Source organism: Acidovorax sp. GW823-FHT05D11, assembly GCF_058795695.1.
Map to the genome: position 1 here is coordinate 4,906,208 of NZ_CM179502.1, position 23,917 is coordinate 4,930,124.

25 protein-coding genes are annotated in these 23,917 nt (G+C 68.7%); 23 read left to right on the forward strand and 2 right to left on the reverse strand.

Going from position 1 to position 23,917, the window contains the following annotated elements:
* Positions 1-54: 54 nt before the first annotated feature.
* Entirely contained in the window at positions 55-780 is a 726-nt protein-coding gene (gene flgA / locus AC3RCE_RS22535) for a flagellar basal body P-ring formation chaperone FlgA (RefSeq protein WP_492255424.1), read from the reverse strand.
* A 279-nt stretch (positions 781-1,059) separates the two neighbouring features.
* Between flgA and flgB the strand changes: the two genes are divergently transcribed.
* From flgB to AC3RCE_RS22595, 12 genes are all read left to right on the forward strand, one after another.
* Entirely contained in the window at positions 1,060-1,518 is a 459-nt protein-coding gene (gene flgB / locus AC3RCE_RS22540; RefSeq protein WP_492254004.1) for a flagellar basal body rod protein FlgB, read from the forward strand.
* 37 nt (positions 1,519-1,555) lie between these two features.
* On the forward strand, positions 1,556-1,960 hold the full coding sequence (flgC, locus tag AC3RCE_RS22545) for a flagellar basal body rod protein FlgC (protein ID WP_218296952.1): 405 nt from the start codon (positions 1,556-1,558) through the stop codon (positions 1,958-1,960).
* An 18-nt stretch (positions 1,961-1,978) separates the two neighbouring features.
* Positions 1,979-2,632 carry a flagellar hook assembly protein FlgD gene (locus AC3RCE_RS22550; protein WP_218296951.1) on the forward strand — a complete coding sequence of 218 codons (654 nt, stop codon included), beginning with the start codon at positions 1,979-1,981 and terminating at the stop codon, positions 2,630-2,632.
* A 42-nt stretch (positions 2,633-2,674) separates the two neighbouring features.
* On the forward strand, positions 2,675-3,955 hold the full coding sequence (gene flgE, locus AC3RCE_RS22555; protein WP_218296950.1) for a flagellar hook protein FlgE: 1,281 nt from the start codon (positions 2,675-2,677) through the stop codon (positions 3,953-3,955).
* Positions 3,956-4,134: 179 nt separating this feature from the next.
* Positions 4,135-4,875 carry a flagellar basal-body rod protein FlgF gene (flgF, locus tag AC3RCE_RS22560; RefSeq protein WP_218296949.1) on the forward strand — a complete coding sequence of 247 codons (741 nt, stop codon included), beginning with the start codon at positions 4,135-4,137 and terminating at the stop codon, positions 4,873-4,875.
* A 45-nt stretch (positions 4,876-4,920) separates the two neighbouring features.
* The gene (gene flgG / locus AC3RCE_RS22565; protein ID WP_218296948.1) at positions 4,921-5,703 is read left to right on the forward strand and encodes a flagellar basal-body rod protein FlgG; all 783 of its coding nucleotides are present in this window, start codon (positions 4,921-4,923) and stop codon (positions 5,701-5,703) included.
* A 20-nt stretch (positions 5,704-5,723) separates the two neighbouring features.
* Positions 5,724-6,416 carry a flagellar basal body L-ring protein FlgH gene (locus AC3RCE_RS22570; protein ID WP_369643501.1) on the forward strand — a complete coding sequence of 231 codons (693 nt, stop codon included), beginning with the start codon at positions 5,724-5,726 and terminating at the stop codon, positions 6,414-6,416.
* A gap of 410 nt (positions 6,417-6,826) precedes the next feature.
* Complete coding sequence (locus AC3RCE_RS22575; protein WP_218341819.1) at positions 6,827-7,969, forward strand: flagellar basal body P-ring protein FlgI; 1,143 nt, start codon at positions 6,827-6,829, stop codon at positions 7,967-7,969.
* A 140-nt stretch (positions 7,970-8,109) separates the two neighbouring features.
* Positions 8,110-9,030 carry a flagellar assembly peptidoglycan hydrolase FlgJ gene (gene flgJ, locus AC3RCE_RS22580; RefSeq protein ID WP_218296945.1) on the forward strand — a complete coding sequence of 307 codons (921 nt, stop codon included), beginning with the start codon at positions 8,110-8,112 and terminating at the stop codon, positions 9,028-9,030.
* A 20-nt stretch (positions 9,031-9,050) separates the two neighbouring features.
* Positions 9,051-11,027 (forward strand): flagellar hook-associated protein FlgK, encoded by a 1,977-nt coding sequence (gene flgK / locus AC3RCE_RS22585; RefSeq protein ID WP_492254005.1) that lies wholly within the window; start codon positions 9,051-9,053, stop codon positions 11,025-11,027.
* A gap of 26 nt (positions 11,028-11,053) precedes the next feature.
* On the forward strand, positions 11,054-12,307 hold the full coding sequence (gene flgL / locus AC3RCE_RS22590) for a flagellar hook-associated protein FlgL (RefSeq protein ID WP_218296943.1): 1,254 nt from the start codon (positions 11,054-11,056) through the stop codon (positions 12,305-12,307).
* A 69-nt stretch (positions 12,308-12,376) separates the two neighbouring features.
* The gene (locus AC3RCE_RS22595; RefSeq protein WP_218296942.1) at positions 12,377-13,606 is read left to right on the forward strand and encodes an HDOD domain-containing protein; all 1,230 of its coding nucleotides are present in this window, start codon (positions 12,377-12,379) and stop codon (positions 13,604-13,606) included.
* 182 nt (positions 13,607-13,788) lie between these two features.
* On the opposite strand, the gene AC3RCE_RS22600 is transcribed toward AC3RCE_RS22595, so the two are convergent.
* A complete protein-coding gene (locus tag AC3RCE_RS22600; protein WP_218296941.1) occupies positions 13,789-15,276 on the reverse strand; it encodes an aminotransferase-like domain-containing protein in 1,488 nt (495 codons plus the stop codon).
* Positions 15,277-15,424: 148 nt separating this feature from the next.
* On the opposite strand from AC3RCE_RS22600, the gene AC3RCE_RS22605 reads away from it, so the two are divergent.
* The 11 genes from AC3RCE_RS22605 (at position 15,425) to AC3RCE_RS22655 (ending at position 23,898) form a co-directional block, all read left to right on the forward strand.
* Positions 15,425-16,039, forward strand: a complete 615-nt coding sequence (locus tag AC3RCE_RS22605) for a LysE family translocator (RefSeq protein ID WP_369643505.1) — start codon at positions 15,425-15,427, stop codon at positions 16,037-16,039.
* A complete protein-coding gene (locus AC3RCE_RS22610; RefSeq protein ID WP_492254006.1) occupies positions 16,036-16,950 on the forward strand; it encodes a DMT family transporter in 915 nt (304 codons plus the stop codon). Before AC3RCE_RS22605 ends, AC3RCE_RS22610 begins: the two co-directional genes overlap by 4 nt.
* A 60-nt stretch (positions 16,951-17,010) precedes the next feature.
* Positions 17,011-17,340: a DHCW motif cupin fold protein gene (locus AC3RCE_RS22615; RefSeq protein ID WP_492254007.1), complete on the forward strand. Its 330-nt coding sequence runs from the start codon at positions 17,011-17,013 to the stop codon at positions 17,338-17,340.
* Positions 17,341-17,449: 109 nt separating this feature from the next.
* Positions 17,450-17,713, forward strand: a complete 264-nt coding sequence (locus AC3RCE_RS22620) for a cupin domain-containing protein (protein WP_492254008.1) — start codon at positions 17,450-17,452, stop codon at positions 17,711-17,713.
* Positions 17,710-18,912, forward strand: a complete 1,203-nt coding sequence (locus tag AC3RCE_RS22625) for an aminotransferase-like domain-containing protein (RefSeq protein WP_492254009.1) — start codon at positions 17,710-17,712, stop codon at positions 18,910-18,912. The genes AC3RCE_RS22620 and AC3RCE_RS22625 overlap by 4 nt, the downstream gene beginning before the upstream one ends.
* A 96-nt stretch (positions 18,913-19,008) precedes the next feature.
* Complete coding sequence (locus AC3RCE_RS22630; protein WP_492254010.1) at positions 19,009-19,635, forward strand: glutathione S-transferase; 627 nt, start codon at positions 19,009-19,011, stop codon at positions 19,633-19,635.
* 8 nt (positions 19,636-19,643) lie between these two features.
* Complete coding sequence (locus AC3RCE_RS22635; protein ID WP_492254011.1) at positions 19,644-20,507, forward strand: PhzF family phenazine biosynthesis protein; 864 nt, start codon at positions 19,644-19,646, stop codon at positions 20,505-20,507.
* Between the two features lie 178 nt (positions 20,508-20,685).
* The gene (locus AC3RCE_RS22640; protein WP_492254012.1) at positions 20,686-21,561 is read left to right on the forward strand and encodes a PhzF family phenazine biosynthesis protein; all 876 of its coding nucleotides are present in this window, start codon (positions 20,686-20,688) and stop codon (positions 21,559-21,561) included.
* A gap of 26 nt (positions 21,562-21,587) precedes the next feature.
* A complete protein-coding gene (locus AC3RCE_RS22645) occupies positions 21,588-22,271 on the forward strand; it encodes a VOC family protein (protein WP_492254013.1) in 684 nt (227 codons plus the stop codon).
* Positions 22,272-22,276: 5 nt separating this feature from the next.
* Entirely contained in the window at positions 22,277-22,918 is a 642-nt protein-coding gene (locus AC3RCE_RS22650; protein ID WP_218341811.1) for a LysE family translocator, read from the forward strand.
* Positions 22,915-23,898: a threonine dehydratase gene (locus AC3RCE_RS22655; RefSeq protein ID WP_492254014.1), complete on the forward strand. Its 984-nt coding sequence runs from the start codon at positions 22,915-22,917 to the stop codon at positions 23,896-23,898. Before AC3RCE_RS22650 ends, AC3RCE_RS22655 begins: the two co-directional genes overlap by 4 nt.
* Positions 23,899-23,917: the final 19 nt, after the last annotated feature.

The following is a 23,917-nucleotide window of genomic DNA, read 5'->3' on the forward strand; positions in this document are numbered from 1 at the left end:
CAATGTTTTCGACCCTTTTGTCCCGGACTTTAGCCATTTATCGCCACAGCGTCATCAAAGAGCCACGACCACTGTCCCAGTCTCATTCACAGTTCCACTGACAACGCGGCCATTGTCCATGCGGATGCGAACAATCTGCCCCGCTGCCCCTGCCGACATTGCCTGGCCGGCCGATGTCACGGCATAGCCCGGCCCCTGCGCGACCACCTTGACCTGGGCCCCTGCCCGGAAAAGATGCGGGGCCCGCACCATGGTCTGGCGCAAAGTTTGCCCGGCGACCAGCTGGCGGGCGGCCACCTGCCCGACCCACAGCTCCGGATTGGCCATGACGGCCGCCGACTCCTCGGCCCAGTCCACCTCGGCCTGCGTCGCATCGTTGGCCGTGAGGATGGCGCCAGGAGCCACGGGGTTGATCAGCACCCAGGCGGGGCCAAAGGCCTTGACGGTCACCGGAAGATACACGTTCCATGCGGTCTGCCCCTCCACGCAGCGCAGTCCCAGGCGCGTACGCCCCCACAGCCGCGCGCCGGCTGGCAGATAGGGCTCAACCCGCGCACACGGCGCTAGCCGCAGTCTGGAATCCAGTGAGCCAACGCTCACTTCCATCCGCAAGGGGAGCCCCGCAGGCTGGTTGCGCGACATCGCATCGTCCAGCCAGCGCTGGGTCAGCGGCCCCAGGTCGGCCGCGGGATCGGCGGCGGCCTGCGCGAACGCGGCACCGCTGCCGCCGGCCACAGCGGCCGCCAGCGCCACGCCCGCCAGGGCGCGGTGCGCGGCCATCTGCCCGCGCAAGGACACAGCCTGCGCGCAGGCTCGGACGAAACGGGAAGAAAAGATCGATGGCATGGGGCCTCCTGGGCGTCGCGCGTCTTCCCGCGCAGGGCGGCAAAGACTATTTCACGACTGGAACTATAGGCAGCCGGGCACAGCGCAAAACCCGAAACTGCGCGCCCATTTCCTCGTTCTTCGCGCTTTAGAAAAAAGCCACGGTTTCCATAATCAAGCCACGCCGGAAAGCCCCCTGCCCGGCGCCATTGCAACCCAGGGTGTGAGGCAACCATGCTTGACAAGATGACCAACCGGCTGGACTTTCACGGCAACGCGCTGATGCTGCGTGCCGAGCGCCAGCGCGCCATCGCCAGCAACATCGCCAACGCCGACACCCCGGGCTACGTGGCGCGCGATTTCAGCTTTGGCGACGCGATGCGCGAAGCCACGGGGTCCGGATCGGGCGTAACCCGCCTCGCCACCGCAGGCTCCGTGGGCACCACGGGCAACCTGGGGGCCAAGGGCGCCACGGACCCCCGCCACATTCCACTGCCCGCGGCCAGCACGGGCACTGGCGCACCCGGCGCACTGGGCTATTCCGTGCAGGCGCAGCCGAGCCTGGACAACAACACGGTGGACCTGGACCGGGAACGCGCGAACTTTGTCGACAACGCGGTGCGCTACGAAGCCACGCTGCGCTTCATCAACGGCAACGCCAAAACCATGCTCAGCGCGATCCAGGGCCAGTAAAGCCCACCGCATTGCAGCGCAGAAAGCGAGTCACCCCATGTCCATGTTCTCCATCTTCAGCGTGTCGGGCAGCGCCGTCAGCGCGCAGTCGCAGCGGCTCAACGTGGTGGCCAGCAATCTGGCCAACGTCGATGCGGTGGCCGGCCCCGACGGCCAGGCGTACAAGGCGCGCCAGGTGGTGTTCCAGACCGCGCCGATGGGCGCCGACAGCTCGGCCGGCGTGCGGGTGAGCGCCATCAGCGAAAGCAACACCCCCGGGCGCCGCGTGCACGACCCCGCCCACCCCTCGGCCGACGAGCAGGGCTACGTGACGCACTCCAACGTCAACGCCGTGGAGGAAATGGTCAACATGATTTCCGCCTCCCGTTCGTACCAGAACAACGTCGAAGTCATGAACACGGCCAAGTCGCTGCTTCTCAAGACCCTGCAGATGGGCCAGTAATTTCCGGGAGACCCCACCATGATCCTCAGCGCCACCAACGCCCCTTCCGTGACGGATGCGACCGGCACGAAAGCCAACGCCGCCACCGACCCCGCCGCCGCGCAGGACCGGTTCCTGAAGCTGCTCGTCGCGCAGCTGAACAACCAGGACCCGATGAACCCGCTGGACAACGCGCAGATGACCTCGCAGATCGCGCAGATCAACACGGTGACCGGCATCCAGCAGCTCAACCAGACCATGCAGAGCATGTCCGAGCAGTTCAACTCGCTGCAGGTGATGCAGGGCACGGCGCTGATCGGCCGCAACGTGATGACCGAAGGCTCGAGCGTCGCCGTGGCCGACAAGGTCGGCAAGGGCGGCTTCGAGCTGCCCTCGGCCGCCACGAACGTGAAGATCGAGGTCACCACCGCGGGCGGCCAGGTGGTGGACACCATCGACCTGGGCGCCAAGGCCGCGGGCCGCCACACGTTCGAGTGGGACGCCAGCAAATACACCGGCGCCACCGATGCGCTGCAGTTCCGCGTCAGCGCCGTCAACGGCTCGGCCAAGCTGTCGAGCACGCCGCTGTCCCTGTCCAAGGTCACCGCCGCGGGCGCCGAGGACGGCCAGCTCAAGCTGACGCTCGCGAACGGCAAGACCATCAGCTACAGCCAGATCAAGGCCCTGGTCTAACGCCGGCCCAAACCCTTTCTTCGCCTCTATCAGGAGAACACCATGAGTTTTCAGCAAGGCCTCTCGGGCTTGAATGCCGCCAGCAAGAACCTCGACGTCATCGGACACAACATTGCCAACTCCAACACCGTCGGGTTCAAGGCCTCACGGGCGGAATTCGCTGAAATGGTCGCTTCCGCCATCGGCTCGGCCGGCGGCACCAACGCGGGCATCGGCGTCGAGGTCGGCGCCGTCTCGCAGCAGTTCACCCAGGGCAACCTCACGATCACGGGCAACAGCCTGGACGTGGCCATCAACGGCAATGGCTTCTTCACGCTGACCCTGCCCGACGGCACGCCCGCCTACACCCGCTCCGGCAACTTCAAGCTGGACAAGGAGGGCAACATGATCACGAACGACAACGCGAACGTGATGGGCTACCCCGTGGACCCCGTGACCGGCCTGCGCTCGGGCACCGACCCCATCCCCATGGTCTTCCCCACCTCCGAGCCGATCCCGGCCAAGCAGACGACGAAGATCACCGCGGCCTTCAACCTGCCCGCCACCGCCACCGACGCGGCAGGCGACCCCGCCGCCACGCCACCCATCCCGGCCACGCCGCGCGCCACCTACGGCACCTCCATCAACGTGTTCGACAGCCAGGGCGTGGCCAAGCCGGTGAGCCTGTACTTCCAGAAGACCGCGACGGACAACACCTGGGACGTGTACGACGCGCTCGACGATCCCACGGCCACCCCGCCCGTGGTGGCCACCCCCATCGGCCAGATCACGTTCGACAACAACGGCGTCATCACCGGCCCCACCGCCACGCCACCCGCCACGGGCTTTTCGCTGCCGCTCACCGTCAATCCGACGCCGCCCAACCCGAACAACCTGCCCACGTTCACCGTTGACGTGAGCCTGGACAAGGTCTCCCAGAGCGGCAGCAAGTTCGCGGTCTCGAACCTGAGCCAGGACGGCTACACGACGGGCGAGCTCACCGGCATCAACATCGAGAACAACGGGATGATCATGACCCGTTACTCCAACGGCGTGACCCGCGCGGAAGGGCAGCTCGCGCTGTCGAGCTTCCGCAACACGCAGGGCCTGGCATCGGTGGGCGGCAACAACTGGGTGGCCACCTTTGAATCCGGCCAGCCCGTGGTGGGCACCGCGACGGACGGCAACTTCGGCGCCCTGCGCTCGGGCGCCCTGGAAGACTCCAACGTCGATCTCACGGCCGAACTCGTGAACATGATGACCGCGCAGCGTGCCTACCAGGCCAACGCCCAGACGATCAAGACGCAAGACCAGGTGATGTCCACCCTGGTGAACCTGAGATGAAACACCCCCTGAGTCGCTTCGCGCCTTCCCCCTCTCTCGGCGCGCTGTGCGCTCCGGAAGGGGGACGCAGCCAGCGCGGCGGGGCGGCCCTTGCGCGGCTGCCCGCGCCTGGGCCGCGCCGGTTGCACACGCTGCGCACGGCACGCAGCACTGCAGGGTACTGAAAGGAGCATCGCACCATGGACCGCATCATCTACACCTCGATGACGGGCGCGAACGCCGCCGCCCACCGGCAGGCCGTGCTGTCCAACAACCTCGCCAACGCGTCCACCCAGGGGTTTCGCGCGGAGCTTTCCACCTTCCGCTCGGTGCCGCTGCAGGGCGACGGCTCCAAGACCCGCGTGTTCGCGCTCGAAGCCACCTCCGGCCATGTGAACACGCCCGGGCCCGTGCAGCGCACCGGCCGCAATCTCGATGCCATGGCCGCGGGCAACGCCTGGTTTGCCGTGCAGGGCCTGGACGGCACCGAGGCCTACACCCGCGCGGGCACCTTCGAGCTGTCGGCCACGGGCCAGCTGCTCACGCCCACCGGGCTGCCGGTGCTCTCCGATGGCGGAGCGCCCATTGACGTCCCGCCGGGCGCCGAGGTCACGCTGGGCTCGGACGGCACGGTCACCGCCAAGGCCGCGGGCCAGCCCGCGCAGGCCATCGGCCGGCTCAAGCTCGCCACCCCCACGCTGGAAGACCCGCTCAAGCGCGGCGATGACGGCCTGTTTCGCACCACGTCCGGCGATCCCATCGCGAACGATGCCAACGCCCGCATGCTCGCGGGGGCCGTCGAAGGCTCCAACGTGAACCCGGTCGAGAGCATGGTCGGGATGATCGCCGCATCGCGCCAGTTCGAGCAGCAGATGCGCCTGCTGCAGACGGCCGAGACCAATGACAAGACCGCCAGCCAGCTGCTGGGCATGAACGGTTGACGCGGCACCACCCACGCCCGCGTCGCCTAAGGAAGGAAGCACACCATGATCAACTCCCTCTGGATCGCCAAGACCGGCATGTCTGCCCAGCAGACCCAGCTTGACGTCATCTCGCACAACCTGGCCAACGTCTCCACCACCGGCTACAAGCGCAACAACGCGGTGTTCGAGGACCTGATCTACCAGAACCTGCGCCAGGTGGGCGCCAACACCACCGAACAGAACCAGTTGCCCACCGGCCTGCACCTGGGCCTGGGCGTGCGCACGGTGGCCACCAGCCGCAACTTCGTGCAGGGCAGCCTGCAGGAGTCCAAGAACAACCTGGACGTGGCCATCAACGGCAACGGCTTCTTTGAAGTGACCATGCCGGACGGCACCCTGGGCTACACACGCGATGGCTCGTTCCAGGTGGATGCGCAGGGCCGCCTCGTCACCTCCAGCGGCCTGCCTGTGGCCAACGGCATCACCGTGCCTCCCAACGCCACGAGCGTGAGCATCAGCGCCGACGGCGTGGTGTCCGCCACGGTGCAGGGCAACACCCAGCCCCAGCCGCTGGGGAACCTGGCCATGTCGGCCTTCGTGAACCCGGCTGGCCTGGAGCCCATCGGACAGAACCTGTTCAAGGAATCGGCAGCCTCCGGCCAGCCGCAGCAGGGCACGCCGGGCACCAACGGGCTGGGCATTCTCAAGCAGGGCTTCCTGGAAGCCTCGAACGTCAACGTGGTGGAAGAGCTGGTCACCATGATCCAGACCCAGCGCGCCTACGAAATGAATTCCAAGGCCATCCAGACCTCGGACCAGATGCTGGCCAAGCTCAGCCAGCTGTGACGACGACAGGACCTTTCGCCATGCTGCACTCCACACGCCTCCCAGCCCTGGCCGCCGCCGCCGCGGGCGCCCTGCTGCTCACGGGCTGCGCCACCATGTCGCCGCCCCCGCCGGTGGACATCCTTCCCACCACGCCCCCTCCGCTGGCCGCCGCCCCGCGCACGCCGCCACCGGTCACGGGCGGCCTGTTCCACCAGGCCAGCTACCGCCCCGCCTTCGAAGACCGCCGCGCGCGCATGGTGGGCGACAACGTGACGGTCATGATCGTCGAGAACGTGACGGCCAGCCAGAAATCCTCCTCCACGGTGGACCGCACCTCCGAGGCCTCGGCCGGCATCACCAACCTGCCCTTCGTGAAGAAATCGCTGGCCGACCGCACCACGCTGGGCGCGGCCTCGGAAAACACCTTCTCCGGCAAGGGCGGCACCGAAAGCGCCAATACCTTCACGGGGTCGATCACCACCACGGTGGTGGACGTGCTGCCCAACGGCCACCTGGTCGTGACGGGCGAGAAGCAGATCGGCGTCAACCAGAACGTGGACGTGCTGCGCTTCTCGGGCACCATCGATCCGCGCGCGCTGCAGCCGGGCAGCATCGTCAACTCGACCCAGGTGGCCAACGTGCGGGTGGAATCCCGTGGCCGTGGCGCGCAGGGCGAGGCCCAGGCCATGGGCTGGATGGGGCGGTTCTTCAATACCATCACGCCGTTCTAGATTCCCCCTGAGTCGCTGCACGCCTTCCCCCCTGAGGGGGAACGCCACCCCCGGCCCGGCAAAGCCGGATCCGCGGTGGCGCTGGCCTTTGGCCGCGCCAGTTTTTACGGGTGTGGTTTCTGGATGCGCCGGGGGCACAAAGCCTGGGGTTTTGAGGCTTCGGGATGTCTGACCGTTGTGAAAAATCCTCGCCCCAGTTTGCTACATAATTTATAGCTTCTAGCGCTTACCCATAAAGCGGTAGAGGCTGTTTTCATTCATACTTTCTCCGGTAGCGCGGCACCAGCGCCTGCCTGGTTTTCCGCGCACCACTGGCCGTTCCCCACCCGCCCGGGAACCCATGCAATAAGCCGGTGAACCCGCTTCTTTTTGGGTTTTAGTTCCTGGCGGGGCCGCCCACAATGGATGCCATGAAAGCCTTGTCCCATTCCCTCCTGCCACGCTCCGCGCGCGCGCTGTGGCTGCTGCTGGCCCTCGTGGCCGCCTGCCTGGCCATGCCCGTGCACGCGTTGCGCATCAAGGAAGTGGCGGCGGTGCAGGGCGTGCGCACCAACCAGCTCACGGGCTACGGCCTGGTGGTGGGACTGGACGGGACGGGCGACCAGACCACGCAGATGCCCTACACCACGCAGGCCATGTCCAACTACCTGCAGCAGATGGGCATCAGCCTGCCACCCGGCTCGGCCAATCAGCTGCAGCTCAAGAACGTGGCGGCCGTGATCGTCACGGCGCAGTTGCCCGCGTTCGCCCAGCCCGGCCAGATGATCGACATCAACGTCTCTTCCATGGGCAACGCCAAGTCGCTCAAGGGCGGCACGCTGATCGTCACGCCGCTGCGCGGCGCCGATGGCGAGATCTACGCACTCGCCCAGGGCAACGTGGTGGTGGGCGGCGCGGGTGCCTCGGCCGGCGGCAGCAAGGTCCAGATCAACCACCTGAGCGCGGGCCGCATTCCCCAGGGCGCGCAGGTCGAGCGCGCCGTGCCCACGCCGCTCAACGAGGGCGACACCATCAACCTCGGGCTCAACGCCTCCGACTTCCAGACCGCGCGGCGCGTGGCGCAGGCCATCAACACCAAGCTGGGCAGCGGCCTGGCCACGGCGCTGGACGGCCGCACGGTACAGGTGCGCGCGCCGCTCGACCCCGGCGCCCGCGTGGGCTTCATCGCCGACCTGGAAGAGCTGGCGCTGGAGTCGTCCACGCCCTCGGCCAAGGTCGTCATCAATGCGCGCACCGGCTCGGTGGTGCTCAACCAGGCGGTCACGCTGGGCCCCTGCGCCATCGCGCACGGCAACCTCTCGATCACCATCAGCTCCACGCCCATCATCAGCCAGCCTGCCCCTCTCTCGCAAGGGCAGACCGTGGTGGCGCAGCAAAGCGACATCCGCATCAACCAGGAGCCGGGCAACATCATCCAGATGCCGCCCTCGCCCCAGCTCGCGGACGTGGTGAAGGCGCTCAATACGCTGGGCGCCACGCCGCAGGACCTGCTGGCCATCCTGCAGGCCATCAAGGCTGCCGGCGCGCTCAACGCCGAGCTGGAAGTGATCTAAATGCTCCCCCTGAGTCGCTTCGCGCCTTCCCCCAAAGGGGGACGCACCCGGTGGCCTGGCGAAGCCAGTTCCACGGGTGCACTGGCCTGGGCAGCGCCAAATTCACTGTCTGTGGGTAGCCCAGCGCAGGAGGCTTGACCATGGCCCTCACACTCCCTTCGTCCAGCACCACCAGCACATCCAATGCGCTGGCGGTGGACATCCGCTCGCTCAATTCCCTCAAGTACGACGCGGGCACGGCCAGCAGCGCCCAGACCACGCGCGAGGTGGCCAAGCAGTTCGAGTCGCTGTTCATGCGCGAACTGATCAAGAGCATGCGCGACGCCACGATGAAATCCGGTCTCATGGAGGGAGAGCAGGCCAACCTGGGGCAGGACATGCTCGACCAGCAACTGTCCGTGAGCATGTCCGGCATGCAGGGCGGGCTGTCCGAGGCGATCGCCCGCCAGCTGTCGCGCCAGATGGGGGGCGCCGACGCCAACTTCTCCGTGCCCTCCACCCTGAGCCTGCAGCAGCAGGCGCTGCCCCGCGCCGCCGCGCCGGCCACGGCAGCCCCCGCGGAGGCCACCCTGCAGGCCCCCAAGGGCCGCGAGGGTTTCGTGCAGCACCTCTCGGGCACCGCCGAGCGCGTGGCCCAGGACAGCGGCATTCCCGCCAGCTTCATGCTGGGCCAGGCCGGCCATGAAACCGGCTGGGGCAAGAGCGAGATCCGGAACAAGGACGGCTCCAACTCGTTCAACCTGTTCGGCATCAAGGCCGGCAAGGGCTGGACCGGCAAGGTGGCCGAGATCACCACCACCGAGTACATCAACGGCAAGCCCCAGAAGGTGACGGCCAAATTCCGCGCCTACGACTCGTACGAGGATTCGTTCCGGGACTACGCCCGCCTGATCACGGACAACCCCCGCTACGAAAAGGCGCAGGCCACCGCCAAGAGCGGCTCCGCCGTGGCCTACGCGGCCGAACTGCAAAAGGCGGGCTACGCCACCGACCCCGAATACGCCCGAAAGCTCAGCGGCGCCATCAACAGCGCATTGCGCGTACAGCGCGCCCAGGCGTGATGAGAAAGCCGAGGTAAGCCATGAGTCTTCTCAACGTCGGCGCCCGCGCCCTGCTGGCCAACCAGGTGGCCCTGCAGACGGCGGGCCACAACATCGCCAACGTCAATACGCCTGGCTATTCGCGCCAGACGGTGGTGCTGCAGACCGTGCAGGGCCAGTTCACCGGCGGCGGCTACATCGGCCAGGGCGTGGACGTGCAGACCATCCTGCGCAACCAGAGCGAGCTGCTCACGCGCCAGTCGGCCACGGCGGGCTCGGTGCAGTCTTCCGACATCGTGCGGGCCGAGCGCCTGCGCCAGTTGCAGGAGGTCTTCAGCGGCGGCACGGCAGGCCTGGGTGCCGCCATCAACGACATGATGAATGCGTTCTCGGACGTGGTGAGCGCCCCCACCGACATCACGGCGCGCACCGTGGTGCTCACGCGCATGGACGAAACGGCCTCGCGCATGCGCTCGGCCGCCGACCGCATCAACGAGATCCAGTACACCGTCACCGAACAGCTGCAGAGCAGCGTGACGGCCGTCAACAGCCTGGCCCAGCAGATGGCCAGCGTGAACGAGCAGATCGCGCGCGCCAAGGGCAACGGCCAGACGCCCAACGACCTGCTGGACCAGCGCGACCAGATCATCCGCGACATCAACCAGTACGTGCAGACCACGCAGATCCCGGCCGACGACGGCACCGTGGGCCTGTTCGTGGCGGGCAGCCAGCCCCTGGTGCTGGGCACCACGGCGACCAGCCTGTCGGTCGGGGATGCGACGGCCTTTCCCGGCAGCGGTCAGCTCAAGCTGTTCTTCAACCGGCCCGGCGCACCGGCCGTGGAAATGGACGAGAACGTGCTGGGCGGCGGGTCGATGTCCGGCCTGCTGCGCTTCAACAACAACGACCTGAGCGAAGGCCGCAACCTGCTGGGCCGCATGGCGATGGCCATCGGCATGACCATGAACGACCAGCACAACCTGGGCCTCACGCTCGACGGCGCGCTGGGCAAGGACCTGTTCGCGGTACCCACCAGCATGCCGGGCCACACCAATGGCGCGGGCGTCGGCACGGTGTCGTTCACCGGCCCCACGCAGTTCGCGGCGTCGGACTACGAGATCCGCTTCACCACCGGCACGGCCGGGCAGGTGGTGCGGCTGTCGGACGGCAAGTCCACCCCCTTCACCGACGCGGCCAACCTCGCCACGCTGCAGATCGACGGCCTGAACTTCAACCTGACCACGCCCGGCAACCCCGGCGAGCGCATGCTGTTCAAGCCGTTCAGCACGGCGGCGGCCAACATCCAGTCCCTGGTGTACTCGCCACGCGACCTGGCGGTGGCCAATCCGGTCAACGCGGCCATGGGCACGTCCAACGGCGGAACGCTGCAGCTGTCGGGGCTCAAGGCCACGGGCCTGCCCAACCCGCCGGGGCTGGTGCTGCCGGCCAATGCGAACCCGGCCGCGGTGCCGCCGATCCTGGGCGGGGTGCAGCTGCGCTTCACCGCCGGCCCGCCGACCACCTACGACGTGCTGGACCGCGGCACGGCGCCCCCCACGACGATCGCCGCCGCACAGCCCTACACGCCCGGCGCGGCCATCTCCATCAACGGCTGGGAGATCAAGCTGCAGGGCTCGCCGAACACCGGCGACACGGTCGTCATCGGCAACGCCGCCGACCCCCAGTACGGCGACACGTTCACCCGCAACTCGGGCAACGCCAGCGCCCTCATGAGCCTGCGCGACGTGAAGATGTTCGACGACTCCACGCTCAGCGACGGCTACGCGGGCGCCATCGCCCAGGTGGGCACCCGCACGCAGAGCGCGCTGTTCGCCGCCGAGCTGTCCACCACCATCGCGTCCAACCTGGAGCGGGACCGCACCGCGATCTCGGGGGTGAATCTGGACGAAGAGGCCGCAAGGCTGATCCAATACCAGCAGGCCTACCAGGCATCTTCCAAGATGATCCAGATCGCGCAAAACATCTTTGACTCGCTGCTGCAGGGCCTGGGCCGCTGAATGCGGACAGGAGTTAGGAGTTCGACATGAGCAATAGCATCTACCGCCTTGGCACCGCCAACATGTATGACAACGCCCTGCGCAATCTGGGCACGCGGCAGACCAGCCTGTCGAACCTGCAGGAAAACCTGACCTCGGGCAAGCGCGTGGTGCGGGCGAGCGACGACCCGGTGTCGGCCGCGCAGGCCGAGCGCGCCATCAACCGCCTGGCCCGCATCCAGACCGAGCAGCGCGCGCTGGAAACCCAGCGCAACGCCATCGCGCAGGCCGAATCGGCCCTGGGCGATGCCGTGAATCTGGTACAGAACTTCCGCGAACTGGTGGTGAGCGCCGGCAATGCCGCCCTCACCCCCAACGAGCGCACCACCATCGCCAACCAGCTGCAGGGCCTGCGCGAACAGCTGGTGGAAGTGGCCAACCGCAAGGACACCAACGGCATTCCGCTGCTGGGCGCGCTGGGCAGCGCGCTCGCGCCGTTCCTCGGCCCGCTGAGCAGCTCGCCGGACTACAGCTTCGACGGGCTGCCCGGGCAGGCGGCCAGCTCCGGCGTGACCATTCCCGGCGCGCTGGACGGCGAAGCCGCCTTCATGTTCGATCCGCAGCGCGACGGCGTCTACACCGCCGGCATCAGCGCCATTCCCACCGGGCGCATCCTCAACACCACGGCCATCACGCCCGTGGACCCGAGCCTGGTGACCGGCGACAACTACACCATCACGTTCAGCGCCGTCGGCCCCGGAGCCACGCCCGGCACCACGACCGCCACCTACACCCTCACCAACACCACCACCGGCGCCGTCTCCCCTGCCGTGGTGGTGCCCGACTTTCCATCGGACAAGCCGGTGACCATTGCCGTCACCGGCATTCCGGGGCTGACCTTCGACATCAAGGGCAATCCGGCCAACGGGGACACCATCACCCTGCAGCCCAGCCCCAGCATGTTCAGCACCATGGACAGCGCGATCAACGGCATCCGAAACGCACCCAACAGCAATGCGGCGGCGCAGGCCGTGGGGCAGGCGCTGGGCAACATGGACATCGGCCTGGAGCGCATGCACAACATGCGCGGCTATGCGGGTGAATTGCTCAACCGCGCGGACCGCATCACGGGCGACCAGGAAAAGCGCTCCATCCAGCTCGAAAGCGACCGCTCACGCGCCGAGGATCTCGATATGATCCAGGGAATTTCGGACTTCCAGAACCAGCAGGTGGGCTATGAGGCTGCGCTCAAGTCCTATGCCCAGGTCCAGAAGCTGTCTCTGTTCAACTTCATTAGCTAGGACCTGCTCACGCGGTGGAGGGGATGCCCCCACCCGGGAACAGGCCCCCGTACATTTGCCTGAGAGCACATGGTCCAATCTGTCCTTGGCAGCCTGATTCTGGGCTATCGCCCCTTGTGGAGCCGCGCCCGCAAACTCGCCGGCATCCAGCTCTACGTGCACAGCGAGGCAACGGCCCTGGTCGATGCCGCCCATCTGCTGCGCACGCTGCAGGAGCTCTGGTCGGCCAGTTCCCCGCCGATCCTGCTGTCGCCCCAGAGCCGCCAGCTGCTGTGCGACATGCTCGAGCACGCGCCGCGCGGCACCCCGTGGATCGAGGTGCGGGGCGGCTGGCTGGCCGATTCCGCCATCTACACGCGCGTCAGGTCCGCGCACCAGCGGGGCCTCAAGCTGGTGTGGCGGGGTGAACTGGGCAAGCTGCCAGAACCCGACATAGCCCAGTGCTTCGACAACAGCCTGCTCACCCTGCGCCCCGAAGACGCCGTGGCGGCGCTGCAGGCCGCGCCCGCCCGTCCCGGCGCGCCCGCGCAGCCGCTGCGCGCCGCCAGCCCGGTGCTGGCCGGGCAGATGTACGAAAACGTCGCCAGCCGCGCGCTCATGGAGCATTGCCTGGACCAGAACAACGCGCTGGCGCTGGCCGGCTGGCCGTCGGAGGACGTGCTCTACAGCCTGCGCCACCACCCCCAGCAGCCCTCGCACGCGGTGATCTTCAAGCTCATGAAGGCCATCGACGACGAGCAATCGCTCGAGACCTTCGAGGCCATCATGGGCGAGGACCCGCTGCTGGCCTACCGCTTCATGGTGTACACCAACTCGGCCGCGCTCGGCCTGCGCACCGGAATCGACTCGCTGCGCCGGGGCCTGGTGATGATGGGCTACGGCTCCATCAAGCGCTGGCTGTCCGACCAGCTGCCCCACGCGAGCACGGACCCCAACATGCACCCGGTGCGCGAGGCCATGGTGATGCGCGCCCGCCTGACCGCGCAGTTGCTGGACGCGGGCGTGGAAAACGATTTGCGCCGCGAGATCTACCTGTGCGGCCTGCTCTCGCAGATCGACGAGCTGCTGGGTGAATCCCTGGGCACGATCTTGCGGCGCCTGCCCCTGTCCGAGCGCATCTACGATGCCACGGTGCTGCGCACCGGGCCCTACACCGAAGGCCTGCAGATGGCCTGCGCGCTGGAGACGGACGACGCCAGCGCCATCCGCCAGCTGTGCGAGACCTATGAGCTCGACCTGGAAGAGGTCAACCGCGCCCTGCTGCGCGTGCTGTCAGACTTGGTGGTCGACAGGAAGTAAACCTCCAACGGAAGCCCCCAGAGCCGCTGCGCGTCTTCCCCCCAGGGGGCGCCACCCGTGGCCCGGCAAAGCCGGCTCCACGGTGGCGCTGGCGGGGCCGCGCACTGTGCGCAACGGCCAGCCGGGGTGAAGGTGCGCGGGGGTCGCAGAGGCCGCTGATGGCGCGATGAAGACGCGTCCGCCTACCGCCCTTGCTCATCGCGCACGCGCGCGAAAGTCTTCCAGAACGCCGCCTCCTGCGTGGTGGCGAAGTTGATGCGCATGAGGGTGCTGGGCTTGCGCTCGGCGTGGAACAGCGCCCCGGGCGCCAGCAGATAGCCCTCGTCCAGCATGCGCTGCGCCAGCGCGTCGGTGTCCACGCCCGTCTCCACCCAGCCGAACAGTCCCACGGGCTCGGCCGCGAAGGTGCAGCCGGCCCCGAGCGCCAGCTTCACGCTGCGCGCGCGTGCCGCGTCGAGCCGCGTGCGGATGCGCTCGGCGTGGCGGCGCAGCTGGCCCTGCTCGATGCACAGCGCCAGCGCCTTCTCCAGCAGCGCGGGCGTGGTGAGGGTCGCGAGCAGCTTGGTGTCCAGCAGCTGCTCGATCAACGAGGGGTGCGCTGCGAGGAAGCCGATGCGCCAGTTGGGAGCGAGGATCTTGGCGAAGCCGCTCACGTAGATGGTGCGCTGCAGCCCGTCCAGCGCCGTGAGCCGCGTGGCATGCTCGGGCGCGATGTGGCTGTAGGTGTCATCCTCCACCACGTGGAAGTTGTACTGGTTGGCCAGCTGCAGGATGCGGTGGGCGCTGCCGGGCGACAGGCAGTAGCCCGTGGGGTTGTGGAACACGCTCACGCTCACGTAGAGCTTGGGCTGGTGCACCTCGCAGTACTTCGCCATGACCTCCAGGTCGGGCCCGTCGGCGCGGCGCGGCACCGGCAGGATGTGCATGCCCAGGGCGGCCAGGCGCGCGAACTCCACGGCCCAGCCCGGCTCCTCCACCATCACCGGGTCCCCCGGGCGCAGCAGCGTGCGGCTCACGATGTCGAGCGCGTGCGTGGCGCCCACGGTGGTGATGATGTTCTCGGGCGCCGCGTGCACGCTGAGCGTGGCCAGCTTCTTGGACAACACCCGGCGCAGCCCCGTGTCGCCCAGCGGCTCGCCGTATTGCAGCGAGAAGTCCTGCAGCGCGCGCGTGTTGGTCACCTTGCGCACGGCGGCGGGCATGAAGGTGGACTCCAGCCAGTCGGGCGGAAACACGCCCATGCCGGGCTGCGGCTTGTCGCTCACCTTGTGGAACATGCCGCGGATGAGCGCCGTGGCATTGACGGGCGGCGCCCCGCGCGCCGCGCCGCGCCCAGCGCCCCGGGCCGCGAACCAGTGCGCCGTGCTCCAGTTGCCCATGCCGCGCTCGACCTCTTGCGCGGCCGCGTCGTCCTCCGGCGCCCGCTCCAGCAGCGCGGTGGCCATCTCCCGCACGAAGAAACCCCGGTTCTTGCGCGCCTCCACCAGGCCCTGCGCCAGCAGCTGGTCATAGGCGGCCACCACGGTGGAGGGGCTCACGCCGTGCTGCTGCGCGCACTGCCGCACCGACGGCAGGCGCGCGCCCGGCGCCAGCAGCCGGTTGCGGATGCGCTCGCCAAAACGCGCCGACAGCTGCTCGGTCAGCGACTGGGTGGAGGTTTTCATCAGCATGGCGGTGTCCTTGTGTACTGTTATCGCGGCCAATACAGATCAGGAACTGCGCTGCTGAACTGTATTGGTTGTGTACTGGGCTGGAAGATTACATTGAAGCCTCAGCGTTGACAAGTTCCCCCCACTGAGCCCCGCCTATCCCCGCACCATGAGCGCCCCCGAACTGACTGCCCTGCTGCTGTTCTGCACCGCGATGAGTTTCTCGCCGGGGCCCAACACCACCTTGTCCACCGCGCTGGCCGCCAACCTGGGCCTGCGGCGCGCCCTGCGCTTTTGCCTGGCGGTTCCGGCGGGCTGGACGCTGCTGATGCTGGGCAGCGGCCTGGGCCTGGGCGCGCTGATCACGGGCGTGCCGGCCTTGCGCTGGGCGGTGACCCTGCTGGGCGTGGCCTACATGCTCTGGCTGGCCTGGAAGCTCAGCCGCGCAGGCCAGCTGGCCGAAGTGGACAGCACCCGCCTCTCCGTGACCTTCTGGCAGGGCGTGGGCCTGCAGTTCGTGAACATCAAGGCCTGGATGCTGGCGCTCACGCTCAGCGCGGGCTGGGTGGTGAATGCGGCCGGGCAGCCGGCGGCCAACCCCGGCGAGCGCCTGGCGATCATCTGCGCCGTGATGATGGTGTTCGCGTTCACGAGCAATTTCGTCTATGCGCTGGTCGGCTCGCTGCTGCGCCAGTGGCTGGCGCAGGGCAGCCGCCTGCTCTGGTTCAACCGCGCGCTGGCCCTGGTGCTGGTGGCCACGGCCGTGTGGATGCTCACCCTATGAACCGCGCACAGGAACGCGAAGCGCTGGTCTGGGGCCTGGTGGGCGTCACCTTGTTTGCCGCCACCCTGCCGATGACCCGCCTGGCGGTGGGCCCCGTGGACGCCCCCCAGCTTTCGCCCTGGTTCGTCACCTTCGGCCGCGCGGCGGTGGCCGGGCTCCTGTCCGTGGCCTACCTGGCATGGCAGCACGGCCGCGGGCGGCTCAACGTGCCGCGCCGCACGGAGTGGCCGCTGCTCGCCATCACGGCCTTTGGCGTGATCGTGGGGTTTCCGCTCTTCCTCGCGCTGGCGCTGCGCCACGTGCCCAGCACCCACGGCGCGGTGGTCACGGCGCTGCTGCCCCTGTCCACCGCCGTGCTCGGCGCGCTGTGGTTCCGCCAGCGGCCCTCCGCGGGGTTCTGGGCGTGCGCGGTACTGGGCAGCGGCCTGGTGCTGGGCTTCATGGTGTGGCGTGCAGGGGGGCTGTACCTGGGCGCGGCCAACATCTATCTCCTCATTGCAATGACCACGGGCGCTTTCGGCTACATCGGCGGGGCACGGCTCACACCGCGCCTGGGCGCCGAGCAGGTGATCTGCTGGGTGCTCGTGTGCAGCCTTCCGCTGACCATCCCGGTGGCCTGGTGGTTCGCGCCCGCCGTGCCCTCTTCCATCGGCGGCATGAGCTGGCTGGGCTTCGTCTACGTGGCCCTGTTCTCGATGTGGATCGGCTTTTTTGCCTGGTACCGGGCCCTCGCGCTGGGTGCCGTGCGCGTGAGCCAGCTGCAGCTCATCCAGCCCTTCCTGAGCCTGCTCTTCGCCGTACCGCTGCTGGGCGAGCGGCTGGACCTGGTCACCGCGTGCTTCGCACTGGCCGTGATCGCCACCGTTTTTGCGGGCAAGAAGATGCCCGTTCACCAGGGAGCCACCGCATGACCGCCAACACCCCGTGTGCGCCGCGATCCAGGCCGTGGCGCGTTTGAAGGAGTCCAGAAGATGCAGATGCACAACATCCCGTTTGCCACCACCGACTGGTCTGCCCTGCCCCGCGAGGAAAAGAGGGCGCAGTCCGGTCAGGCCTTTTGGCGCACCCAGCAGTTCGGCGACCTGCGCGTGCGCATGGTCGAGTACACGCCGGGCTATGTCTCGGACCACTGGTGCGTCAAAGGCCACGTGCTGCTGTGCGTGAGCGGAGAATTGCACACCGAGCTGGAAGACGGGCGCACATTCACTTTGACGCCGGGCATGAGCTACCAGGTGGCCGACAACGCGGAGCCCCACCGCTCCGAGTCGCCCCAGGGCGCTACGCTTTTCATCGTCGACTGACCACACGCCGCTGGCAGCATCACACGACAACAACGACGCACGAGGCCCTGTGAAATACTCCGTGGATCAAGGTTTGCAGCAACTGCCCGGCCCTGCCGGAGAGCGGTTCGTGGAACTCCTGCGCCATGGCAGCATGCGCACCGAGCTGTACGCGCCCCGGGGACAGGACCCTCAGCAGCCCCACGCGCAGGACGAGCTGTACTTCATCCAGCGCGGGAGCGGAGAATTCGTGCAGGACGGAACCCGCCACCGCTGCGCTGCTGGCGACGCCTTTTTTGTACCGGCGGGGCAAGTGCACCGCTTCGAGAATTTTTCTGACGACTTTGCAACATGGGTGGTCTTTTGGGGACCGCCCGGAGGAGAACGACAATGAAACTGAACGACCTTCCGCCCACCAGCACCTGGACCCTGGCGCGCCGCGCCGAGCGCATGAACCCTTCGGTCATCCGCGAAATCCTCAAGGTCACCGAAAAGCCCGGCATCATCAGCCTGGCCGGCGGACTGCCCTCGCCCAGGACCTTCCCGGTCTCGGCCTTTGCCGAAGCCTCCGCCGCCGTGCTGGCCAACGACGGCCCGGCCGCGCTGCAGTACGCCGCCAGCGAAGGCTTCGCCCCGCTGCGCCAGGCCATCGCCGACTTCCTGCCCTGGGACGTGGACGCCGACCAGGTGCTGATCACCACCGGCTCGCAGCAGGCGCTGGACCTGATCGCCAAGGTGCTGATCGACACGGACAGCCGCGTGCTGGTGGAAACACCCACCTACCTGGGCGCGCTGCAGGCCTTCACGCCCATGGAGCCCGCCGTGGTGTCCGTGGCCAGCGACGATGAAGGCGTTCTGATTGACGACCTGAAGGCCAAGGTGGGCACGGGCGCCGGCAAGGCGCGCTTCCTGTACGTGCTGCCCAACTTCCAGAACCCGACGGGCCGCACCATGAGCGAAGCCCGCCGCGCCGCCCTGGTGCAGGCCGCCGCCGAACTGAACCTGCCGCTGGTGGAGGACAACCCCTACGGCGACCTGTGGTTCGACACGCCGCCACCCGCACCGCTCACGGCGCGCAACCCCGAGGGCTGCATCTACATGGGCTCGTTCTCCAAGGTGCTGGCCCCCGGCCTGCGCCTGGGTTTCGTCGTGGCGCCCAAGGCCGTGTACCCCAAGCTGCTGCAGGCCAAGCAGGCGGCCGACCTGCACACGCCCGGCTACAACCAGCGCCTGGTGGCCGAGGTGATGAAGGGCAACTTCCTGGACCGCCACGTGCCCACCATCCGGGCGCTGTACAAGCAGCAGTGCGAGGCCATGCTGGCCGCGCTCGACAAGGAGATGCAGGGCCTGTCCGTGCAATGGAACCGCCCCGACGGCGGCATGTTCCTGTGGGTGCGCCTGCCCGAGGGCATGAGCGCCATCGAGCTGCTGCCCAAGGCGGTGGAGCGCAATGTGGCCTTCGTGCCCGGCGCGGCCTTCTATGCCGACAACGCCGACCCGCGCTCGCTGCGCCTGTCGTTCGTCACGTCCACGGTGGAGCAGATCGCCACGGGCATCGCCGCGCTGGCCGCCGCGATCCGCGATAGCAAGTGAACAACCCCTGTGGCGCAGCGCGGCCACCTCGCCTGGGCCGCGCCCGCTTCCTGCTGCGTCACGGGCCGCGCAACGCACCATGAAAGTTGATTCAACATGCTGAGGCTCTGGGGACGGCTCTCGTCCATCAACGTGCGCAAGGTGGTGTGGGCGGCGCAGGAGCTGGGCATCACGCTGCAGCGCACCGATGCGGGGGGGCAGTTCGGCATCGTGCGCGAGGCCCGCTACCTCGGGCTCAACCCCAACGGCCTCGTCCCGCTGATCGAGGATGACGACACGGGCGCCGTGCTGTGGGAGTCCAACCCCATCGTGCGCTACCTGTGTGCCCGGCATTCCATGGGCGAGCTGTACCCTGATGCGTTGCGCGAGCGCTTCGTGGCCGAGCAGTGGATGGACTGGCAGCAGACCACACTGAACCCGGCCGGGCGCGATGCCTTCATCCAGTGGATACGCACGCCGGCCGCGCAGCGCAGCGATGCGCTGATTGCCGCGTCGGTGGCGGCCACCGAGCCCCTGCTGGCGATGCTGGATGCGCACCTGGCACGCCAGCCCTTCATGGCGGGAGACCGGTTCACCATGGCCGACATTCCGGTGGGCTGCGAGATCCACCGCTGGTGGGGCCTGCCGCAGGACCGCATCGCGCGGCCGCACCTGGAGCGGTGGTACAACACGGTCAGCACACGCCCCGGCGCTCGGGGCGTGTTGGACCAGCCTCTCTCCTGAACCTCACCATGCACCAGCGCCCCTTCAAGCAGATCGACGTCTTCAGCGACCGGCCCGGCTACGGCAACCCGGTCGCGGTGGTGCTGGATGCCGACGGCCTGGACGACAGCGACATGCGCCGCTTCGCGGCCTGGACCAACCTGTCGGAAACCACCTTCCTGCTGCCCCCCACCGAGGCCGGGCGCGCTGCGGGCGCCGACTACCGCCTGCGCATCTTCAGCCCCAATGGCGAGCTGCCCTTTGCCGGACACCCCACGCTGGGCACCTGCCACGCCTGGCTGCAGGCGGGCAACACGCCGCGCCAGAGCGGCCTGGCGATCCAGGAGTGCGCGCTGGGCCTGGTGCGCATCGCGCAGGCAAAGGACACACTGGCCTTTGCCGCACCGCCCCTCCAGCGCAGCGCGCCCAGCCCCGCGCTGGTGCCGCTGATCGCCAGCGCGCTCGGCGTGCGCCCCCAGCAGATCCAGGGCGCGCAGCTGCTGGACAACGGCCCCGTGTGGCTGGGCCTGCTGCTCGACAGCGCGGACACCGTGCTGGGCCTCAAGCCCGACCATGCGCGCCTGAAGGACCTGGGCCAGGACGTGGGCGTGATCCATGTGGGCCCCACCGCCAGCGACACCAGCCGGCCCGGCGTGGTGGTGCGCGCGTTTGCCGCGCCCATGGGCAACCCGGAAGACCCGGTCACCGGCACCCTCAATGCCAGCCTCGCCGAATGGCTGATCGCCGACGGCCTGGCCCCGCGCAGCTACCTGGTGGCCCAGGGCGAGTGCCTGGGCCGTGCGGGCCGCGTGCACATCCGCCAGGACGACGACCACCAGCTCTGGGTGGGCGGGCGCGCCGTCACCTGCATTGAAGGCACGGTGCTGCTATGACCTCGCCCAAGACCCCACGCCCCAGCGGCTGAACCCCGACCCCGTGGGCTCCCCCCGGCGCCCACCGAACACAGCTGAAAAACACCGAGCCACGTCCCCGGTCAGCCCCCGGCGTGCCCTCCCCCGATCGATCCGCCGCCCGTTTCACCACTTTTTTGTTCCAAGGACCACGACCACCATGCAACAGCGCCCCTTCAAGCAAGTCGACGTCTTCACCGACCAGCCCTACCGCGGCAACCCGCTGGCGGTGGTGCTCGATGGCACCGGCCTCAGCACCGAGGCCATGCAGGAGTTCACCAACTGGACCAACCTGTCCGAAGCCACCTTCCTGCTGCCCCCCACGCCCGAAGGCCGCGCCGGCGGTGCCGACTACCGCGTGCGCATCTTCTGCCCCGGGCGCGAACTGCCCTTTGCCGGCCACCCCACGCTGGGCAGCTGCCACGCCTGGCTGCAGGCCGGGGGCCAGCCCCGGGTGGCCGGCACCGTGGTGCAGGAGTGCGGCGTGGGCCTGGTCACGCTGCGCCAGGACGGCGAGCGCCTCGCGTTCGCGGCGCCCGCGCTCATCAAGAGCGGCCCGCTGCCCGAAGCCGATGTCGCCCTGATCGCGCGCGGCCTGGGCGTGGCGCGCGGCGACATCCTGCACCACGCCTGGTGCGACAACGGTCCCAACTGGCGCGGCGTGATGCTGCGCTCGGCCGAGCAGGTGCTGGCGCTCAGGCCGGACGCCAGCATCCTCGGCCATCTGGACGTGGGCGTGGTGAGCCCGCGTGGAAAAGTGGGCGTCATCGGCAGCACCGACGCCGAGGGCATTGCCTTCGAGGTGCGCGCCTTCTTCCCCGGCAACAACGGCCTGGCCGAAGACCCAGTGACCGGCAGCCTCAACGCCGCGCTGGCCCAGTGGCTCATCGGCGCCGGCCTGGCCCCCACCCGGTACGTGGCCAGCCAGGGCACCTGCCTGGCCCGCGCGGGCCGCGTGTTCGTGGAGCAGGACGGCGACACCATCTGGGTGGGCGGCAGCTCCGTCACCTGCGTGTCGGGCGAGGTGCTGCTGTGACGGCCGCCGCGCCCAGGCCGCCCTGCGTGGACCATCTGGTCGTGCTCGCGGCCGACCTGGCCTCGGGCGTGTCGTGGTGCGAACGCACGCTGGGCATCACGCCCACGGCAGGCGGCGAACACCCGCTGATGGGCACGCACAACCGCATCCTGAATGTCGGGAGCACCGCGCATCCACGCACCTACCTGGAGATCATTGCTATCAACCCAGGAGCTGCTCGCGCAATACCAGAAAGCGCCAGACGCTGGTTTGACATGGATGATGCCGCCTTGCAGCACCAGGTGGCGCAACACGGCCCACGGCTCATCCACTGGGTGGCTTCCGTGCCCGACGTGGCCGAAGGGTGCGCCGCGCTGTCGGCGCTCGGCATGGAGCGCGGCGCCATCGTCACCGCCAGCCGTCCCACGCCGCAAGGGCTGCTGCAGTGGCAGATCACCGTGCGCGGCGATGGGCTGCGCCTGATGGACGGCTGCCTGCCCACGCTCATCCAGTGGAGCGATGCGCACCCTTGCGACAGCCTGCCGGCATCTGGCGTGCAACTGCAGTCCCTGGCGCTGCAGCACCCGCAATCGGCCACGCTGCAGGCCGCCTGCGCAGCAGTCGGCGTGGCGGCCCACGTGGCCGTGGGCGCGGGGGATGTGCCCCGCCTCACCGCCCAGCTCTCCACGCCGCGCGGCCCGGTCACCCTTTCATCCTTCATTCCGGAGTAACCACCATGCTCTTTTCCGCACAGGAACTGCTGCTCTTCGCGCTCGCCGCCCTCGTGCTGGTGCTCACGCCCGGCCCCAACATGGTCTATTGCGTCTCGCGCAGCCTCACGCAGGGGCCGCGCGCGGGGCTGATCTCGCTGGCGGGCGTGGTGCTGGGCTTTCTGGTGCACCTGCTGGCGGCGGCACTGGGCCTCACCGCGCTGCTGGCCGCCGTGCCCGTGGCGTTCGATGCCATCCGCTACGCCGGGGCCGCCTACCTGCTGTGGATGGCCTGGCAGGCCGTCAAGCCCGGCGGCGCCGCGCCCTTCGAGGCCCGCAACCTGCCGCACGACGGCCCGCGCACGCTGTTCCTCATGGGCTTCATGACCAACCTCCTGAACCCCAAGGTCGCCATGTTCTACCTGTCGTTCTTCCCGCAGTTCCTGCACCCCGAGCGCGGCCACCTGCTGCTGCAGAGCCTGACGCTGGGCGCGGTGCAGATCACCACCAGCGCGGCCGTCAACGCACTGCTGATCCTGTGCGCCGCCCGCGTGGCGCTGTTCCTCAACCGCAACGCCGCATGGATGCGGGCCCAGCGCTACTTCATGGGCACGGTGCTCGGCCTGCTCGCCCTCAGACTGCTCACCGAAAAGAAAGCCGCCGCATGAACGCCCGCCTCGACACCGCCCCCCTCCTGCCCACCCTGGCCGACATCGAGGCCGCCGCGCAGGTGGTGTACCGCGACTTTCCGCCCACGCCCCAGTACCGCTGGGGCCTGCTGAGCGAACGCCTGGGCACCGACTGCTGGCTCAAGCACGAGAACCACACGCCCGTGGGCGCCTTCAAGATCCGCGGCGGCCTGACCTACTTCGACCAGCTCGCCCGGCGCGGCGCCATGCCCCGGGAGGTGATCAGCGCCACGCGCGGCAACCACGGACAGAGCATGGGCTGGGCCGCGCGCAGCCACGGCGTGGCCTGCACCATCGTCGTGCCCGAAGGCAACTCGGTCGAGAAGAACGCCGCCATGCGCGCGCTGGGCGTCACGCTCATCGAGCACGGCAGCGACTTCCAGGAGGCGCGCGAGTTCGCCATGGACCTCGCGGCCGAGCGCGGCGCCCACATGGTGCCCAGCTTCCACCCCGACCTGCTGCGCGGCGTGAGCACCTACTGGTGGGAGTTCCTGCGCGCCGTGCCCCAGCTCGACGTGGTGTACGTGCCCATCGGCCAGGGTTCGGGCGCGTGCTCGGCCATCGCGGCCAAGCTGGCGCTGGGCCACGGCGTGCGCGTGGTGGGCGTGGTCAGCAGCCATGCCACCACCTACGCCGACTCGCTGGCCGCAGGCCGCGTGGTCGAGGCGCCGGTCACCACGCGCCTGGCTGACGGCATGGCCTGCCGCGTGGCCGACCGGGAGGCGCTGGCCATCATCGCCCCGCACATCGACCACATCGTGCAGGTGAGCGACGACGAGGTGGCCGCCGCCATGCGTGCCCTTTTCACCGACACGCACAACGTGGCCGAGGGCGCGGGCGCGGCCGCGCTGGCGGCGGCGCTGCAGGAGCGCGCGCAGCTCCAGGGGCAGGCAGTGGGCCTGGCGTTGACGGGAGGCAACGTCGACGCGCCGGTGTTCGGCAGCGTCCTGGCGACCTGACAGCCTTGTCCATACAGGC

Coding starts and splice junctions, on each gene's coding strand:
- flgF (WP_218296949.1), top strand. CDS start 4,135: ATGGACCGCATCATCTACACCTCGATGACGGGCGCGAACGCCGCCGCC.
- AC3RCE_RS22615 (WP_492254007.1), top strand. CDS start 17,011: ATGCAGATGCACAACATCCCGTTTGCCACCACCGACTGGTCTGCCCTG.
- AC3RCE_RS22630 (WP_492254010.1), top strand. CDS start 19,009: ATGCTGAGGCTCTGGGGACGGCTCTCGTCCATCAACGTGCGCAAGGTG.
- AC3RCE_RS22595 (WP_218296942.1), top strand. CDS start 12,377: ATGGTCCAATCTGTCCTTGGCAGCCTGATTCTGGGCTATCGCCCCTTG.
- AC3RCE_RS22550 (WP_218296951.1), top strand. CDS start 1,979: ATGATCCTCAGCGCCACCAACGCCCCTTCCGTGACGGATGCGACCGGC.
- flgG (WP_218296948.1), top strand. CDS start 4,921: ATGATCAACTCCCTCTGGATCGCCAAGACCGGCATGTCTGCCCAGCAG.
- AC3RCE_RS22640 (WP_492254012.1), top strand. CDS start 20,686: ATGCAACAGCGCCCCTTCAAGCAAGTCGACGTCTTCACCGACCAGCCC.
- AC3RCE_RS22650 (WP_218341811.1), top strand. CDS start 22,277: ATGCTCTTTTCCGCACAGGAACTGCTGCTCTTCGCGCTCGCCGCCCTC.
- AC3RCE_RS22625 (WP_492254009.1), top strand. CDS start 17,710: ATGAAACTGAACGACCTTCCGCCCACCAGCACCTGGACCCTGGCGCGC.
- AC3RCE_RS22605 (WP_369643505.1), top strand. CDS start 15,425: ATGAGCGCCCCCGAACTGACTGCCCTGCTGCTGTTCTGCACCGCGATG.
- flgC (WP_218296952.1), top strand. CDS start 1,556: ATGTCCATGTTCTCCATCTTCAGCGTGTCGGGCAGCGCCGTCAGCGCG.
- flgE (WP_218296950.1), top strand. CDS start 2,675: ATGAGTTTTCAGCAAGGCCTCTCGGGCTTGAATGCCGCCAGCAAGAAC.
- AC3RCE_RS22635 (WP_492254011.1), top strand. CDS start 19,644: ATGCACCAGCGCCCCTTCAAGCAGATCGACGTCTTCAGCGACCGGCCC.
- flgB (WP_492254004.1), top strand. CDS start 1,060: ATGCTTGACAAGATGACCAACCGGCTGGACTTTCACGGCAACGCGCTG.
- AC3RCE_RS22575 (WP_218341819.1), top strand. CDS start 6,827: ATGAAAGCCTTGTCCCATTCCCTCCTGCCACGCTCCGCGCGCGCGCTG.
- AC3RCE_RS22570 (WP_369643501.1), top strand. CDS start 5,724: ATGCTGCACTCCACACGCCTCCCAGCCCTGGCCGCCGCCGCCGCGGGC.
- flgL (WP_218296943.1), top strand. CDS start 11,054: ATGAGCAATAGCATCTACCGCCTTGGCACCGCCAACATGTATGACAAC.
- AC3RCE_RS22610 (WP_492254006.1), top strand. CDS start 16,036: ATGAACCGCGCACAGGAACGCGAAGCGCTGGTCTGGGGCCTGGTGGGC.
- flgJ (WP_218296945.1), top strand. CDS start 8,110: ATGGCCCTCACACTCCCTTCGTCCAGCACCACCAGCACATCCAATGCG.
- AC3RCE_RS22655 (WP_492254014.1), top strand. CDS start 22,915: ATGAACGCCCGCCTCGACACCGCCCCCCTCCTGCCCACCCTGGCCGAC.
- AC3RCE_RS22600 (WP_218296941.1), bottom strand. CDS start 15,276: ATGCTGATGAAAACCTCCACCCAGTCGCTGACCGAGCAGCTGTCGGCG.
- flgA (WP_492255424.1), bottom strand. CDS start 780: ATGGCCGCGCACCGCGCCCTGGCGGGCGTGGCGCTGGCGGCCGCTGTG.
- flgK (WP_492254005.1), top strand. CDS start 9,051: ATGAGTCTTCTCAACGTCGGCGCCCGCGCCCTGCTGGCCAACCAGGTG.